Source organism: Streptomyces dengpaensis (assembly GCF_002946835.1).
GTDB classification, from domain to species: domain Bacteria; phylum Actinomycetota; class Actinomycetes; order Streptomycetales; family Streptomycetaceae; genus Streptomyces; species Streptomyces dengpaensis.
This window is the reverse complement of record NZ_CP026652.1, coordinates 1,099,946-1,116,319: the sequence shown is the minus strand read 5'-3', so window position 1 is coordinate 1,116,319 and position 16,374 is coordinate 1,099,946. Positions and strand designations below refer to the sequence as shown.

Here is a 16,374-nt window from a genome sequence, read left to right as displayed (position 1 = left end):
GCACCGTCACCTCTGAACCACCCTCCGCTCACCCGCACGTACCGATCAGGAGGCACCACACATGAAGCGCACATTGTCGACGGGCGTGGCCGCAGTCGCGGTGGGGGCCCTGCTCGCGGGCTGCGGGGGCGGCGGCCCGAGCTCGGGCAGCGGGAAGGTGAGCGACGACAAGATCGTGCTCGGGGTGCTCACCGATCTCTCCGGCATCTACGCCGACATCGCCGGGCCGGGCTCGGTCGAGGCCGTGCAGATGGCCGTCGACGACTTCAAGAAGAAGTACGGCGACAAGGCCGTCACCGAGAACATCGAGGTCATCAAGGCGGACCACCAGAACAAGCCGGAGGTCGCCAACACCCAGGCCCGGGAGATGTACGACCGCAAGAGGGCCGATGCCCTCTTCGACGTACCGACCTCGTCTGCGGCGCTCGCGGTGGCGACCGTCGCCCAGCAGTCCAAGCGGCTGTACTTCAACACGGCCGCGGCCACCACCGAACTCGCGGGCAAGAGCTGCAACCCCTACACCTATGAATGGGCGTACGACGCCTACATGCTCGCGCAGGGCACCGGAGCCAAGGTGACCGAACAGGGCGGCAAGAACTGGTACATGATCTACCCGGACTACGCCTTCGGGCAGGACATGCAGGCCAAGTTCACCACCGCCGTCCAGGGCGCGGGCGGCACGGTCGTCGCCAAGGACCCCACCCCCTTCCCGAGCGACAACTACTCCACGTTCCTGCTCAAGGCACCCGGCCTCAAGCCGAAACCGGACGTGCTCGGCGCCCTGCAGGCGGGCGGCGACCTGGCCAACGTGGTCAAGCAGTACGAGCAGTTCAAGCTCAAGGACAAGGGCATCGAGCTCGCCATCGGCCTGCTGTTCGACAGCGACATCAAGGCCGTCGGCGCGGACAAGCTGGCCGGGACGATGTTCACCACCGCCTGGTACTGGAACCTCGACGACGACTCACGTGCCTGGGCCGACCGGTTCAAGGAACGCACCGGGCAACGGCCGACGTTCGACCACGCGGCCGACTACTCGGCGGCCACCCACTACCTGGAGGCCGTGCAGAAGGCGGGCACCGACAAGGCCGAAGACGTCTCCAAGAAGCTGGACGGGATGAAGTTCAACGACTTCTTCGCCCGCAACGCCACCCTGCGCGCCGAGGACCACCGGGTCGTCCACGACGCCTACCTGGTCAAGGTCAAGGACCCGGCGAAGGCCACCGAGGACGGCGACTTCACCGAACTCGTCGACACCATCCCCGCCGACGAGGCGTTCGACAAGCCCTCGCCGGACTGCCGCATGAACTGACCACCCCGGTCAGGCTGCGCGCCCGTGACCGTGCGGGCGGGCAGCCATCCGACGACAGGACACCCATGACCTCGTTCCTGCAGCAGACCTTCAACGGCCTGGTCAGCGGCGGTTTCTACGCCCTGCTCGCGCTCGGCCTGGCCGTCATCTTCGGCATGCTCCGCGTGGTGAACTTCGCGCACGGCGCCGTCTACATGCTCGGCGCGTTCGGCGCGGTCGTCCTCGCCGACAGCGCCGGGCTCGGCTTCTGGTGGGCGCTGCTGCTCGTACCCCTCGCCCTCGCGGTCGCGGGCACCCTCCTTGAGCGGCTGCTCATCCGCCGCCTCGCGGCCCTGGACCCGCTGTACAACTTCCTGCTGACCTTCGGCATCGCCCTGGTCTGCCAGGATCTGCTGCGCATGAAGTACGGCTCGCACTCCCAGCCGTACGAGGACGCGCCGTTCACCGGCTCCGTCGACCTCGGCCTGTTCGACTTTCCCCGCTACCAGGTCTTCGTCCTCGCGGTGTCCGTGGCTGTCTGCCTGGCGGTGTGGCTGGTGCTGACCCGCACCCGCGTCGGCACCATCGTGCGGGCCGCCACCGAACGTCCGGAGCTGACGCGGGCGTTCGGTATCGACACCGGGCGCTGGGTGACCCCCGTCTTCGGTTTCGGGGTCGGCCTCGCCGCGCTGGCCGGAGTGCTGGCTGCCCCCATGCGGGCGGTCAACTCCTCCATGGGCGGCGACCTCATCATCACCGTGTTCGCGGTCGTCGTCATCGGTGGCCTCGGCTCCGTCTTCGGCTCGGTGCTCGCCGGATTCGTCATCGGCATGCTCCAGGCCCTCGGCAATCTGTACGTCCCCGTCCTGTCCCAGACCTCCGTCTTCCTGCTGATGGCCGTCGTTCTGCTGATCCGCCCCGCCGGGCTGTTCGGCAAGGAGGAACACGCATGATCTTCGCCCTCCTCGGCAAGCTGCGCCGCTACCCCGCCCCCCTTCGGTGGGGCCTGCTCGCGGCCGGGCTCCTCGCTGCCCTCGGCCTGCCCTGGGCGCTGTATCCGCCGGTCGCCGCCGACATCCTGTGCTGGGGGCTGTTCGCCGTCGCCTTCGATCTGCTGCTCGGGCACGCCGGCCTGCTGTCCTTCGGACACGCCGCCTTCTGGGGTACCTCGGCGTACGCCACCGGACTGATCGCCATCCACAGCGGACTGCCGTTCTACGTCCCCGTGCTGGGCGGTGCCGCCGCCGCCGCGCTTCTCGCCGCCCCCATCGGCTGGCTCGCGGTGCGGCGCAGCGGCATCTACTTCGCCATGGTCACCCTGGCCTTCGCGCAGATGGTGTACTTCATCGCCAACCAGTGGGGCGATGTCACCGGCGGCGAGAACGGACTGCAGGGCATCCCGAGGGAGTTGCCCGGAATCGACTTGTCGGACTCCTTCGTCTTCTACTACGCCATGCTTCCCGTGGTACTCCTCGGCCTGGCGGCGGCCTGGCGGATCGTGCGCTCGCCGTTCGGCCGGGTCGTGGCCGCCGTGCGGGAGAACCCCGATCGTGTGCGGGCACTGGGCTACTCCGCTGACCGGTACAAGCTCGTGGTCTTCGTCGTCTCGGCGTTCCTGTCCGGCCTCGCGGGCGGCCTCTACGCCGTCAACCACGGCTTCGCCTCGCTGCAGGAGGTCTACTGGACCACCTCCGGCAAGGTCGTCGTGATGACCGTCCTGGGCGGTATCGGCACCCTGTGGGGCAGCCTGATCGGCGCCGCCGCCGTCGTCCGCCTCGAGGACTGGCTGTCCACGGCCGGCTTCGAGGAGACCGGACTGGTCACGGGCGGAGTGTTCATCGTCGCCGTGCTGGTCTTCCGGCGCGGGGTGTGGGGCACCATCGCGCATGTCGCGGGGGTACGCGGAGGTGGGGAGCGCGCGGAGCACGAGCCGCATGTCCAGGAGCCCGACGGTACGCCGCAGCGCGTGCCATCGTAGGGGCCCACCACGCCCTCACGGGCCGCGTGCCGTGCAGCACAGGCGCGCGGCCCGCCCGCGCGAGCCGCCCAAGGGGGAACCATGACCAGCGACCTGTCGCCGATACGCGTGGGTGTCGACAAGGCCCGCACACTGCTGCGCCTGCTGCGCGACAGCGCCGCACCCGAGGAGTACCAGGCGCTCCTCGACGGCTGTCCCGCCGACGAGCTGCCGTACCTGCGTTCGCTGGTCGACGACGCGCTCCACGTCAGGGGCCAGCTCGAGGAGCGCCGCCGCCGCGAGGACGAACTCGCCGCGCTGTACGAGACCGCGGGAGACCTCTCCTCGCTGCGCGACCTGGAGGCGGTACTCCAGGCGATCGTCCGCCGGGGCAAGGTGCTGCTGGACGCCGACGCGGCCTACCTGATGCTGAACGACATCCAGCGCGGCGACAACTACATGCGGGTCACCGACGGCATCCGGACCGAGGCGTTCAAACACTGCCGGCTGGCGATGGGGGCAGGCCTCGGCGGCCTGGTGGCCAAGACCGCCGTCCCCTACAACACCGCCGATTACCTGCACGACCAGCGCTTCGAGCACACCGTCGACGACATCGTGCGCCCCGAGGGGCTGATCGCCATCCAGGGGGTGCCGCTCGAGCTCGGCGAGAAGGTCATCGGCGTACTGTTCGCGGCCAACCGGAGCGCCCGCCCCTTCTCCGAGCACGAGGTGGCCCTGCTCGTGTCCCTGGCCAACCACGCCGCCATCGCCATCGAGAACGCCACGCTGTTCCAGGAAGTCCAGCGCGCCGTCGACAACCTCACCGAGGCCAACGCCGTCATCAAGGCGCACAGCACGTCCGTGGAGCAGGCCGCCTCCCTGCACGAGCGCCTGACCAGCATCGTTTTGCACGGCGGCGGTATGGCGGACGTCGCACAGAACCTCGCGGAAGTCCTCGGCGGCAGCATTCTCGTCCTCGACCCCGACGGCCGCGTCATGGCCGCCGTGGGCGGGGATCCGCTGGTGGACCAGGCGCGCACGGGCGGCACCCTCCCGGAGGGGTCGCCGACCGCTCGCGCCGTGCACGAGGCCTGCGTGCTGAGCGCCGAGTCCCGCCGCACGCGCCGCCTCCCCCGGTCGGGGACCGGAGCCCCGACCTGCGCCACGCCGATCACGGCCGGGACCGAAGTGCTCGGCTCCCTGGCCCTGGTGAGGGAACGCATCGACGCCCACGATCTGCGCTCCCTGGAGCGCGCGGCACTGGTCACGGCGCTCATGCTGCTCAGCGAGCGCAGCGTCGCCGAGGCCGAGCACCGCCTGCGCGGTGAAATCCTCGAAGACCTGCTCGGCGCCCCGCACAGGGATCTCGAAGGACTGCGGCGCCGCGCCGCGCTGATGGGTCTCGACCTCGGCCGGCCCCACACCGTCCTCGCGGCTCGCTGTCGCGGTGGCGGGCACCGCCGGTCCATCGCCGACGCGGCCGCCGCGTTCGCCGGCCACGCCAAGGGACTGGCGGGCGAGTACCGCGGCGACGTCGTCGTCCTGCTTCCCGGAGACCATGCCCCCGCGGAGACCGCGCGTTCGCTGGCCGATCACCTGTCGCGCACCGTGGGCGACGCGGTGACCGTCGGCGGTACGCCGGCGGCCCCGGGCGTCGACGCCATCATCGAGGCCCACCGCGACGCGGCCCAGTGCCTCGACGTCCTGCTCGCCCTCGACCGGGACGGGCAGGGCGCCGCACCTGACGAACTGGGCATCTACGGGCTGCTGTTCAGTCAGGCCGGCCGCGCGGAGCTGCAGCAGTTCGTCCGCCGCGTCATCGGCCCCGTCCTGGACTACGACGAGCGCCGCGGAGGTGAGCTCGTCCGCACCCTGCTGACCTACTTCGCCTGCGACGCGAGTCTCACCCGCACCGCCGCCGACCTGTTCGTCCATGTCAACACGCTCTACCACCGCATCGACCGGGTCACCGCGCTGCTGGGGCCCCAGTGGCGCCACGGCGATCACGCGCTCCAGGTCCACCTCGCACTCAAGCTGCACAGCGTCCTGTCGGCCTCGTGACCGACCGGCAACACCGGTCCACCAGCGGGTCCTTTGCCGAGGGTCAGACCCGGCTCATGGCTCCGTCGTCTCTGCTGTCAGAGGGGGCGTCTCCGTCTCAGAGGGAGGTCAGATGGCCCGAGTCGGGCTGCTGCGGCACCAACGAGGGTTTGTACGCCGCCGACTCGGGCTCCAGGGCCAGTACCGCGGCGACCGGGTGGTCGTCGTCCGGCAGGGGAGGAGGTACGGGCTCAGGCGCCGCCCGTGACAGCGTCACCACGCCCCACCCCGCGACCGCCGCCCCGGCGAGCGCCAGCAGTACGCCCGCGACGCCGCCCTGCAGGCGTTCGCCGAGCAGGGACAGGCCGATCACGCCGGCGGCCACCGGATTGGCGAGCGTCACGACGGCGAGCGGAGCGCCGAGGCCGCCCTGGTACGCGGTCTGCGCCAGGAACAGTCCGCCCACCGCGAAGACCGCCACGAGCAGCGCTACCACGACGACTTGGGCGCTCAGCAGCGAGCCGGAGCGATCCGTCGCGGCCACCGTCACCGTCTGTGTGAGCGCGGAGGCGACACCCGAGGCGAACCCGGAGGCGGTCGCGTGCCGCAGCCCCGGCCGCGCGCCCCGCCGCGACAGCGTGCCGATCAGCACGGCGGTCGTCCCGGCGACGGCCAGCGCCTGCGGCACACTCAGCACGTCGTCGGGCGCCGGCCCGGACGCCGTGACCAGCAGCGCGGCGAGGCCGATCAGCGTCAGCGCCGTACCGCGCCACTCGACCGGGCTGACCCGCCGTCCGGCCACCCGCGCGCCCAACGGCACGGCGGCGACCAGGGTGAGCGCGCCGAGCGGCTGCACCAGCGTGAGCGTGCCGTACTTGAGCGCGGCGACATGCAGCAAGGCGCCGGACGCGTTCAGCACCACCGACCACCACCAGGCCCCGTCGGTCAGCAGCCGCAGCGCGCCCGAGCCGACGGACCGGGCGGCGAGCCGTTCCTGGGCGACGGCCGCGACGGCGTACGCGACGGCCGAGAACAGCGACAGGACGACGGCGGCGAGCGTGGCGCTCATCGTCCCGCCCTCACGAGCTCGGGCACGTCCTGTACGGGGGCAGCGGCGCGCTCAGGCTCCCTGGCGCGGCCCGCGGTCGTCACCGTGCGGTGCGGCGAGTGGATCACCGCGAGCGCGCTGCCGAGCAGCGCGGTGGCCACGACCGAGTCGAGCCAGTAGTGGTTCGCCGTGCCGACGATCACCAGCAGGGTGAGCAGCGGATGCAGCAGCCACAGCCGGCGCCACCGGGACGTCGTCGCCGCGATCAGGCCGATCGCCACCATCAGCGCCCAGCCGAAGTGCAGCGAGGGCATCGCCGCGAACTGGTTCGCCATCTCGTCGGTCGCCGGGTGCGCGCCGTACACGGTCGGCCCGTACACCTGGCCGGTGTCCACGAGACCCGCCGCGTCGAGCAGGCGCGGAGGTGCGAGCGGGAAGGCGAGGTGCCCCACCAGGGCGGCGGCGGTGACCACGGCGAGGACGCGGCGCGCCCAGACGTAGTGGGCCGGGCGCCGCAGATACAGCCAGATCAGGAAGGCCGCGGTGGCCGGGAAGTGAACGGTCGCGTAGTAGGTGTTCGCGAGGCGCACCAGGGTGTCGCCGTGCAGCAGCGCCGTCTGCACGGTGCCCTCGCCCGGCAGGTGCACGGACCGCTCCAGGTTCCACACGCGGTCGGCGTTGCGGAAGGCCTCGGCGGTGTGGCCGGTGGCCAGCTGCCGGCCGGCCTTGTAGACGACGAAGAGCCCTACGACGAGCAGCAGCTCACGCAGGAGCGGCGGGCGTACGGCGGCGCTGCGCGGAGCCGCCCGGTGTGCGGCCGTGGCGGCGCCGTACGGAGCCGCCCGAGGTATGGCCGCGTCGGGCGGCTCCGAGTCGGACGCGGACTCGGATTCGGATTCTGCAGGCTCGGTTCGGGAATGCATCCCCCGGCCCCCTTGCTGACGTCTTTCGTGGGTGGTGCGCGTTGAGCCCAGGACAGCCTCCACCCGATTCGACAAAAGGGTGGATCCTGTCCAAGGGTCATCGATACGACAATGTACCGATACGCGAGTGTACCGATACGCGAGGGTACCGATACGGATCCGTACCGGTACAGTGGCGTATCGATTAGACTCGGGGAAGCGAACCACCGACACGGGTCGGCACCGACCCGACAGCGAGCGAGGAGTAGCGCATGACGTCGCAGGCCGCGGACGCACCGGAGACGGTCGTCGCCTCGCGCCGCTCCAAGATCACGCCGGAGCGTGAGCAGGAGTTCTACGACGCCGCGCTCGAGCAGATCCGCGAATGCGGCTACGAGGCGCTCACCATGGAGGGCGTGGCCGCGAGCACCCGCTGCAGCAAGTCCACGCTGTACCGTCAGTGGAAGACAAAGCCCCGGTTGGTGGCGGCCGCGCTGCGCGCCAACAGCTGTCCGCGGTTCGCCGGGATCGACACCGGCTCGCTCGCCGGGGACCTGCGCGCGGTGGCGAAGGCCGCGGGCGAGTGGTCGGGGCACGACAACACCCAACTGCTCCAGAGCCTCGGCCATGCCCTGCTGGAGGACGAGCAGCTCCAGCACGCGCTGCGCGGCGCGCTGGTCGAGCCGGAGGCCGCGGCGATCAAGGAGATGATCCAGCGCGGGATCGACCGGGGCGAGGTCGCCGCCGGTAACCCGGCGCTGGAATTCGTCCCCGCCCAGCTGCTCGGCGTCCTGCGCATCCGCCCGGTCCTGGAGGGCCGGTCCGCGGATGCGGAATATCTCACAGAGTTCGTGGAGGCGGCCGTGCTGCCGGCCCTCGGCCTGACATAAGACTCAGGCCGCCGTCCGAGGGATGACCGGATGTCGGCCTGTCACGCGCCGCACCGTGGGGACGGGGGCGGCGCGCCCCCCGGCCGGGTGGGGCTCCTCTTGAGCGGAGGGGCGCCCTACCCGGCCGATGCATGTCTATGGACCACATGCGTGCGCCAGGGCTGCGTATGTGTGGGCGGGCTATACGTTCTGCCCGTTGTCGCCGGCGCCCGACGCCACCTTGATGCCCTCGGTAATCGTGTCGATCACCGACAGCTTGGGCGCCTTGGAGCTGACGTCGACGCCGAAGCGGACGACGACGAGCGACTTCGAGTCGGCGGGGGAGGGGAAGACGAGCGACTCGACATAGCCGTCGTCGCCCTTGCTCGTGACGACCTTCCAGCGGACCAGATAACCCTTCTCGCCGGCCACCGTGACCGCCTTCGAGGCGAGCTCCTCGTGCGAGGTGATCTTTCCGTAGCCCTTGCCGTACGACTCAGCGGCGTTCTTGGAGATGTCCTCCTTGGCGGCCGCCTCCGCCGTGGTCGACTTCAGGCCCTGCGCCTGCGCGGGAGCCGAGTACGCCCCGCCCCGCTGGCAGTTCTGCGAGGTGTCACCGGGGCATTTGTAGGTGTCCTTGGTGAAGATCCCGGCGCTGCCCGCACCGCTCTGGCCGGTCCAGCCGTCGGGCACCGGAATGCTGATGCCGTTGTACACGTCCGTGGCGTAGCCGTCCTCCGCCTGCGGCCGCCCCGACTGACCGGGGGCCGGAGGGCCTTCCGTGCCGCCCTGTCCGCCCCCGGGTCCGCCCTGGCCGCCGGGGCTCTGGGAGGCTGCGTCGTTGCCCTTGTCGCCGTCGCTGTCGGTCAGCGCGTACACCCCGCCCCCGATGCCCGCGAGCACCGCGATCGCCGCGGCGACGGCGATCGCGGTGCGCAGCCCGCGCCGCGGCGAACCCGGAGGAACGGCCGGATACGGTCCGCCGGCCGGCGGATACGGTCCCGCGACCGGCGGATACGCCGGCGGACCCCATGTGGCGGCCGGCCCCACGGGGCGCGTCTGGTCCGTCCATGCCTTACCGTCCCACCAGCGTTCGGTGGCGGGAGCGTCACTTGTCTGCCCCGGGTCGGGATACCAGCCGGGAGGAGTCGCCTGCGTCATGGTGCCCACCGTATGAGTCCCGCGTGAAAGCCGGATGAGAGGGTTCCCCGGGTCCGATGAAGTGAGAGCCGGGGGATCAGATCCCGGTCCGCTCAAGCGCGAGCCGGGGGATCCCTTCGGCGCGCCGCGCCAGGGGGGAGGAGGCCAATCGATGAATGGCCCACTGAGCCCGCCAGCAAGGCGCTGCGGAGAGCCCGGCAGAGCGCTCCTCGCAGGACCCTCGTGACGGGCTCAGTAGCGCACATGTTGCGCATCACGGGTTGTTGACGCTCAACAACGCTCACCAGGGCTGGTGGGCGGCCCGACGCGTCGCTTTCGGAACCTCGCTGTCACTCGTCTCGGCAACAGCCTGTCCGGACCCGCCTCCACCGTGGCTGCCGGACGGCTAGGCTCGTTGCCAGTACGTCGTTCGGGCGACGCTGGGGAGGTAGCGGGATGACGCAGGCACGGCCCGGAGCGGTTGCCCCGGCTTCCCTGTGGGAGCGCGACGAGGAAGTCGCCACGCTCGAAGGGGCGATCGCCGCGCTGTGCGCCGACTCCGCGTCTTCCGGAAGCCTGCTGATGTTCAGCGGCGAGGCGGGCCTCGGCAAGACCGCCCTCCTGGCCGAGGCCCGCCGGATGGCGGAGAGCAGCGGCTGCGCGGTGTGGTCGGCACGCGGCGGCGAGACCATCACGTCCGTCCCCTTCAATGTCGTACGGCAGTTGCTGCAGCCCGCCCTTGTCTCGATGCTGCCCGAGGAGGCGCGCGAATACCTGGGCGACTGGTACGACATCGCCGGACCCGCCCTCGGCATAGCGGAACCGGGCGAGCGTCAGCCCGACCCGCAGGGCGTGTGCGACGGTCTGGTCGCGGCGGTGCGGCGGCTCGCCAAGCGCGAGTGGCCGCTCGTGCTGCTCATCGACGACGCCCACTGGGCGGACCAGGAGACCCTGCGCTGGCTCGCCGCGTTCGCCGAGCGCCTCGACGATCTGTCCGTCCTCGTCGTGGTCGCGCGTCGCTCCGACCCGCTCACCGGCGACAGCGCCCGCCATCTCGACGCCGTCGCCGCCGCGGCCGGCCCGGTCGCCACACTGAACGCGCTGACACCCGCCGCGGCCGCCGGGCTCACCCGCGCCACGCTCGGGGAGCACGCCGACGCGCCGTTCTGCCGCGAGGTGTGGGCGGTCACCGGCGGCAATCCGTACGAGACCGTCGAACTGCTCGCCAAGGTGCAGGACAGCGACCTGGAACCGGTCGAGGCATCGGCCGCCGAACTGCGCGCGCTGAACCGCGCCGCCCGCGGCCGCGGACTCGTCGCCCGCCTCGAAGGACTCGGCATCGACGCCACCCGGTTCGCCTGGGCGGCCGCGATCCTCGGCACCGGGATCTCCCTCGACCTCGCCGCCCAACTCGCCGGAATGCAGGCCGACGAGGCCCACCGCTGTGCCGACCTCCTCGGCGCCGCCCGCATCATGACCAGGACCGAGCCCACGAACGGCCAAGCACCCGACGGTGACCTGGAGTTCGTCCACCCGCTCATCGCCACCGCCGTCTACCGCTCGATCCCCGACGCCCTGCGCACCGCGATGCACGGCCAGGCCGCGTGGGCGGTCACCGAGTCCGGGCGCGGCGCGGCCGCGGCGTCCCGCCATCTCCTCGAAGTCCACCCGGACGACGACCCCGAACTCGTCGAGCAGATGCGCGAGGCCGCCCGCGAACATCTTGCCGTCGGCGCCCCCGACGCGGCCAGGCGCTGCCTGGAGCGCGCACTCGCCGAGCCCCCGCTTCCCGACATCCACGCCCGCGTGCTCTACGAACTGGGCTGCGCCACGCTCCTGACCGCGCCCGCCACCACGATCGGCCATCTGCGCGCCGCGCTCGACCGGCCCGGCCTCGAGGACGACATGCGCGTGGACGCCGTCTTCCGGCTGTCCCAGGCGCTGCTCCACAACGACCAGCTGGACGAGGCCGTCCGCACGGTCGATGCGGAGGTCGCCCGGCTCGCACCGGGACCCGCCCGGATGCGGCTGCAGGCCGTGCACTACATGTGGGAGGGCGTCCACGCGGGCGAGGAGCGCTCCGGACACTCCCGCGGTCTCGCCGACCTCGTCAGGACGTGTACCGGGCGGGACAACTCCGAGCGCGCGCTGCTCATACTGCGCGGCTTCGACGCGATGACGCGCGGCGAGAACGCCGAGGAGGTCGTGGAACTCTGCGACCGCGCCCTCGTCAACGGCCGCCTCGCCCCCGGACTCGGCTGGACCGACACCGAGTGGGGCGTCGAGCTCCTGCTGATGCTCGGCAGCGCGTACGCCTACGCCGACCGGCTCGACCGGGCCGAGAGCCTGTTCAGCGAGGCCCTGCACGCCTATGTGAAGGCCGGCTGGAGCGGCGGCCACCTCTCCCTGGCCAACGCCTACCTCGGCCTCGCGCACCGCAGGAGGGGCCGGCTCGCCGACGCGGAGACGTACCAGCGCAAAGCGCTGCGCCTCGCCGAACGGGTCGGGCGCGGACTGCCCCTGTACTGGTCCGCGACCTGCGGACTCATCGACACGCTGCTCGCCCGCGGCCATGTCGGGGAGGCCACGGAGATCGCCGAACGCTACGACTTCCACTCGCCGTACCCCTCCACGATCGTCCTCCCGGACTGCCGTTCGGTACGCGGCCGTCTGCTGCTCGCCGCCGGTCGCGCGGAGGACGGCATCAACGAACTGGAGGCAGCCGAGAAGGCCGCCACCGCGCGCGGTCACTACAACACGGTGCTCGCCCCCTGGGCGGTCGACCTTGCCCGGGCCCTCGCCGCGGAGGACCCGGCACGCGCCGGCGCCCTGGCCGCCGACGCCCGCCGCCAGGCCGAGCGCTTCGGCACCGACACGGCCATCGGCGAGGCGCTCCGCTGTGCGGCAGCCCTGGAAACGGGCCGGCGCGCGGTACACCTGGCTGCGCAGGCCGTCACGTACCTGGAAGCCTCGCCCTGCCAGTACGAACACGCGGCGGCCCGCGTCGAGTACGGCATCCTCGCCCGCTCGGTGCCGGAGCTCAAGAAGGGCCTGACGCTGGCGCGTTCGTGCGGTGCGGACGGCCTGGCGGCCCGGACGGAGCAGGCGCTGCGGGACCTCTAGCCACGTGGGGCGCCCCTTGCGGGACGGCGCCCCACGGTGGGCGTCCCTCGCGGGCGCGGGCGTACGACCGGGATGCGCGAGCACGACGTAGCCGGAGCGGACCGGCTTTGCCCCACGCGCCTGCCGGTCCCCCTGACCGTCAGGCTCCCTCAGCGCCCTCCGCGTCCACCTCGGCCAGCATCCGCTGGGCCACGGCGAGGGCCGAATTGGCCGCCGGGACACCGCAGTACACGGCCGTCTGCAGCAGGACCGCGCCGATCTCCTCGGGCGTGAGCCCGTTGCGCCGTGCCGCGCGGACGTGCAGGGCCAGCTCGTCGTAGTGGCCGTGCGCCACCAGTGCGGTGAGTGTGATCATGCTGCGCTCGCGGCGCGTCAGCGTGGGATCCGTCCAGATCTCGCCCCACGCGTAGCGGGAGATGAAGTCCTGGACACGGGCGGTGAAGGGGACCTGCCGTGCCTGCGCGCGGTCCACGTGCGCGTCGCCGAGGACCGCGCGGCGTACCTCCATGCCCCGCGAGGCGTATCCGCCGAAGTGCCCGCGCAGCGCGGCGAGTACGGCTTCCGGGCGCTCCGCGGGCGCCAGATGCGAGGCGCCCGCGATCTCGGTGAGCGAGGCGCCGGGTACCGCGTCGGCGATCTCCCGCAGATGCGCGGGCGGCGTCGCCGGGTCCTCGCGCCCCGCGATCAGCAGGGTCGGCACGGTGATCGACGGCAGCCGGTCCCGGAGGTCGAAGGCGGCGAGCGCGTCGCAGCAGGCGGCGTACGCCTCGGGGTCCGCGTTCCGGTGGTCCTCGACCAGCCGCGGCACGGTGTAACCGGGCGTGAACCAGCGGGAGTTCGCGGTCTCGGCCAGGGCGGCGAGCCCTTCGCGGCGTACGGTCTCCGCGCGCTCCTCCCAGGGCTTGGAGCCGTTGAAGTGGGCAGAGGAGCAGATGACGGCGAGGGACGACACCCGCTCTGGGTGGTACGCGGCCAGGTGCAGCCCGACCGCGCCGCCGAGCGAGACGCCCGCGTACGCGAACCGGTCGATGCCGAGCGCGTCGGCGAGGGCGAGGACCAGCCCGGCTAGGTCGGCGACCGTCGCGCCGGGACCGATCAGGTCCGCGGCCGAACCGCCGTGACCCGGCAGGTTCCAGCGGACCACCCGGTGGGTGACGGACAGCTCGGGCGCGATCTTGTCCCACAGGGCGCTCGATGTGCCGAGCGAGGGACCGAGGAGCAGCGGGGGAGCGGTGGCGGGACCCTCGGTGCGGTGGTCGGTCAGTCGGTGGGTCGACGACGGTTCGCCGGTCAGCGACGGCGTGTCGGTCGACGACGGTTCGTGGGTCAACGTCGCTCCAGGGCACGGTCGGTCAGGGCTCCCGCGGAGCCCGTGTAGCGAGTGGGGTCGGTGAGGTCCGCGAGGTCGAGATCTTTGAGGTCGGGCTCCTCGTCGAGTACGTTCACGAGAGGCCGCCCCTCGGTGACGGCGCGCCGCGCGGCCCGCGACAGCAGCTCCTTCGCGCGGGCCCGCCCGAGGACCGGAGCCAGCTCGACGGCCAGCCGCTCCGAGACGATCAACCCATGGGTGAGACCGAGGTGTTCCCGCATGCTGTGCGCGTTCACCCGGAGCCCCGCGGCCAGCTCGAAGGCGCTCCCCGCGGCGCTGCCGACCAGCCGTAGCAGATCGCGCAACGGCTCCCACTCGGCATGCCACGCCCCGGCCGGCCGCTCGTCCTCGGCGGCCATCGAGCCGTACAGCGTGGCGGCGAGCCCCGGTGCTCGCCGCGCCGACGCTGCGATCATCGTGGCCGCCACGGGGTTGGCCTTGTGCGGCATCGCGGACGACCCGCCACCGGCCCCCTCCGCGACTTCCGCGATCTCCGTACGGGAGAGGGTGAGGACGTCGGCCGCCATCTTGCCGAGGGCTCCGGCCGTGAAGGCCAGCGCTCCGGCCAGATCGGCGATCGGTGTGCGCAGGGTGTGCCAGGGCAACGCCGGTTCGGCGAGCCCGAGTTCACGTGCGTACGCGGCCACAAGGGCCTGAGTGTGCTCGGTACCGAAGGCGGTGAAGGCGGCCAAGGTCCCGGCCGCTCCGCCCAGTTGGGCGGGCAGCCGCACGGCGGTGAGCCGGTCCCGCGCGTCCAGCACCAGCGACCGCCACCCGGCCGCCTTCAGCCCGAAGGTGGTCGGCACCGCATGCTGGGTGAGCGTCCGCCCGGGCATCACCGTGTCACGGTGGTCGGCGGCCAGCCGCGCCAGCTCCCGCGCCGTGTGCTCCAGGTCCTCCACGATCTTGTCGAGCGTGCGACGGGCGACCAGCATCATGGCCGTGTCCATGATGTCCTGACTCGTCGCACCCCGATGGACGTACGGCCCGTACTCCTCGCCGACCGCCGCCGTCAGCCGGGCGACCAGCGGAATCACCGGATTGCCGCCGTCGCGGGCCAGCAGCGCGATCGCCCCGGCGTCGAGGTCGGCGGCGGAGACGGCGGCCACCGCCGCCGCGGCCTCGGCCGGAACCGGCCCGAGCTCTGCCTGGGCCCGCGTCAGCGCCGCCTCGGCGTCGAGGAGTGCCTGCAGAAACGCCCCGTCCGAGGTGGCGGCCGACGCGGGGGAGCCCACCCACCCGGGGGCGAGCAGGCCGTCGGAATCGACTGGGGGCACCTCGCGTCCGATGGGTGGGAGTGTCAAGCGAACTCCAGGAAGACCGTTTCGCCTTCGCCCTGAAGGCGGATGCCGAAACGGTACGTGCGGTGGGCGCCCTCGGCCGCGATCAGCGTGGCGCGCCGGTCGGCCGGCAGTGAGTCGAGCAGCGGGTCGGCGCCGTCGGCGAGGTAGGCGCGGGTGAAGAGGTGGTGCACCAGACCGCGCGCGAACACACACACGCTGATGTACGGCAGTCCGGCGTTGCCCGGCGGCAGCGTGTGCAGCGCGTAGTGGCCGTCGGCGTCCGTGGCGACCCGCCCGAAGCCCGTGAAGTCGATGCCGTTGCGGCCCAGGAAGCCGCCCGTCGACGGGTCGCGGCGCATCGAGCCGGGGGCGCCCTTCAGGGACCCGTCGGGTGCCGCCTGCCAGAAGTCCAGGAGGGCGTCGGGGACCGGGCTGCCGGCGCCGTCGAACACGTACCCGTGCAGGGTGATCGTGTCGGGGTGGCCCTGGGGTGCCATCTGCCCGCCGCCGGGGAAGGGGAGCGCGTGGCCGTAGAAGGGGCCGATCGTGTGGGACGGGGTGGGGAGCAGTCGCTCGGTCATGCGGGGCGGCCTTCCTCGATCCAGGTGGCGGAGGGACCGTCGAGGACGATGTCCCATGCGTACCCGAGGGAGAACTCGGGCTGCGAGAGGTCGTGCTGGTAGGCGGCGACCAGACGGTTGCGGGCCGCCTCGTCCGTCACGGACCGCAGGATCGGGTCGTACGGGAACAGCGGGTCGCCCGGGAAGTACATCTGCGTCACGAGCCGCTGCGTGAACGCCGTACCGAAGACCGAGAAGTGGATGTGTGCGGGCCGCCACGCGTTGGTGTGGTTGCCCCACGGGTACGGTCCCGGCTTGATGGTGGTGAACGTGTACCGACCCTGATCGTCCGTCAGGGTACGGCCCACACCAGTGAAGTTGGGATCGAGCGGCGCCGGGTGCTGTTCGCGCAGATGGGCATAGCGGCCGGCGGCGCTGGCCTGCCAGATCTCGATGAGCTGGCCGCGCACGGGACGGCCGTCGCGGTCGAGCAGCCGTCCCGAGACGGTCATGCGCTCGCCGATCGGCTCGCCCCGGTGCTGCCGCGTCAGGTCGTTGTCGATCTCGGTGATGTCGGTGACGCCGAAGACCGGACCCGACAGCTCGACCGTCTCCGGGTCGCCGCCGTTCACGGCGACCAGCGGCTGCTTGGGGTGGCGCAGCGCGGAGCTGCGGTACGGCGCGTAGTCGCGCACCGGATGGTGGAGGACCGGGGCGCCGCCGGCGACCGCCTTGTCGTACGCGTCCTGATGATCCCTGATCTCGATGTCAATGTCCGACTGAGTGAGAGCCATG

General features: G+C 72.0%; 13 protein-coding genes. 6 read left to right on the top strand and 7 right to left on the bottom strand.

The window, feature by feature from the left end:
- Window positions 1–61 precede the first annotated feature (61 nt).
- From C4B68_RS05205 to C4B68_RS05190, 4 genes are all read left to right on the top strand, one after another.
- Window positions 62–1,309 (top strand): ABC transporter substrate-binding protein, encoded by a 1,248-nt coding sequence (locus tag C4B68_RS05205; RefSeq protein WP_099502369.1) that lies wholly within the window; start codon window positions 62–64, stop codon window positions 1,307–1,309.
- Window positions 1,310–1,374: 65 nt separating this feature from the next.
- On the top strand, window positions 1,375–2,241 hold the full coding sequence (locus tag C4B68_RS05200; RefSeq protein ID WP_099502370.1) for a branched-chain amino acid ABC transporter permease: 867 nt from the start codon (window positions 1,375–1,377) through the stop codon (window positions 2,239–2,241).
- Entirely contained in the window at window positions 2,238–3,266 is a 1,029-nt protein-coding gene (locus C4B68_RS05195; RefSeq protein ID WP_099502371.1) for a branched-chain amino acid ABC transporter permease, read from the top strand. The genes C4B68_RS05200 and C4B68_RS05195 overlap by 4 nt, the downstream gene beginning before the upstream one ends.
- Before the next feature lie 81 nt (window positions 3,267–3,347).
- Window positions 3,348–5,306: a helix-turn-helix domain-containing protein gene (locus tag C4B68_RS05190; protein WP_099502372.1), complete on the top strand. Its 1,959-nt coding sequence runs from the start codon at window positions 3,348–3,350 to the stop codon at window positions 5,304–5,306.
- 97 nt (window positions 5,307–5,403) lie between these two features.
- On the opposite strand, the gene C4B68_RS05185 is transcribed toward C4B68_RS05190, so the two are convergent.
- Both C4B68_RS05185 and C4B68_RS05180 read right to left on the bottom strand, forming a co-directional pair.
- On the bottom strand, window positions 5,404–6,354 hold the full coding sequence (locus C4B68_RS05185) for a DMT family transporter (RefSeq protein ID WP_099502373.1): 951 nt from the start codon (window positions 6,352–6,354) through the stop codon (window positions 5,404–5,406).
- Window positions 6,351–7,256: a phosphatase PAP2 family protein gene (locus C4B68_RS05180; protein WP_099502374.1), complete on the bottom strand. Its 906-nt coding sequence runs from the start codon at window positions 7,254–7,256 to the stop codon at window positions 6,351–6,353. Before C4B68_RS05180 ends, C4B68_RS05185 begins: the two co-directional genes overlap by 4 nt.
- Window positions 7,257–7,507: 251 nt before the next feature.
- Between C4B68_RS05180 and C4B68_RS05175 the strand changes: the two genes are divergently transcribed.
- On the top strand, window positions 7,508–8,125 hold the full coding sequence (locus tag C4B68_RS05175) for a TetR/AcrR family transcriptional regulator (RefSeq protein WP_099502375.1): 618 nt from the start codon (window positions 7,508–7,510) through the stop codon (window positions 8,123–8,125).
- 180 nt (window positions 8,126–8,305) lie between these two features.
- Here the strand turns inward: C4B68_RS05175 and C4B68_RS05170 are convergent, their stop codons facing one another.
- Complete coding sequence (locus C4B68_RS05170; RefSeq protein ID WP_099502499.1) at window positions 8,306–9,265, bottom strand: DUF2510 domain-containing protein; 960 nt, start codon at window positions 9,263–9,265, stop codon at window positions 8,306–8,308.
- Between the two features lie 435 nt (window positions 9,266–9,700).
- Between C4B68_RS05170 and C4B68_RS05165 the strand changes: the two genes are divergently transcribed.
- Window positions 9,701–12,367, top strand: coding sequence for an ATP-binding protein (locus tag C4B68_RS05165; RefSeq protein WP_099502376.1), 2,667 nt, complete (start codon window positions 9,701–9,703; stop codon window positions 12,365–12,367).
- Window positions 12,368–12,506: 139 nt separating this feature from the next.
- On the opposite strand, the gene pcaDC is transcribed toward C4B68_RS05165, so the two are convergent.
- The 4 genes from pcaDC to pcaH all read right to left on the bottom strand — a co-directional run bounded on the left by pcaDC (window position 12,507) and on the right by pcaH (window position 16,373).
- Complete coding sequence (gene pcaDC / locus C4B68_RS05160; RefSeq protein WP_099502500.1) at window positions 12,507–13,631, bottom strand: bifunctional 3-oxoadipate enol-lactonase/4-carboxymuconolactone decarboxylase PcaDC; 1,125 nt, start codon at window positions 13,629–13,631, stop codon at window positions 12,507–12,509.
- Between the two features lie 62 nt (window positions 13,632–13,693).
- Window positions 13,694–15,040: a 3-carboxy-cis,cis-muconate cycloisomerase gene (pcaB, locus tag C4B68_RS05155; RefSeq protein WP_373682231.1), complete on the bottom strand. Its 1,347-nt coding sequence runs from the start codon at window positions 15,038–15,040 to the stop codon at window positions 13,694–13,696.
- Window positions 15,037–15,600 carry a protocatechuate 3,4-dioxygenase subunit alpha gene (gene pcaG, locus C4B68_RS05150; protein ID WP_099502378.1) on the bottom strand — a complete coding sequence of 188 codons (564 nt, stop codon included), beginning with the start codon at window positions 15,598–15,600 and terminating at the stop codon, window positions 15,037–15,039. The genes pcaB and pcaG overlap by 4 nt, the downstream gene beginning before the upstream one ends.
- A complete protein-coding gene (pcaH, locus tag C4B68_RS05145; protein WP_099502379.1) occupies window positions 15,597–16,373 on the bottom strand; it encodes a protocatechuate 3,4-dioxygenase subunit beta in 777 nt (258 codons plus the stop codon). Before pcaH ends, pcaG begins: the two co-directional genes overlap by 4 nt.
- Between the last annotated feature and the right edge of the window lies 1 nt (window position 16,374).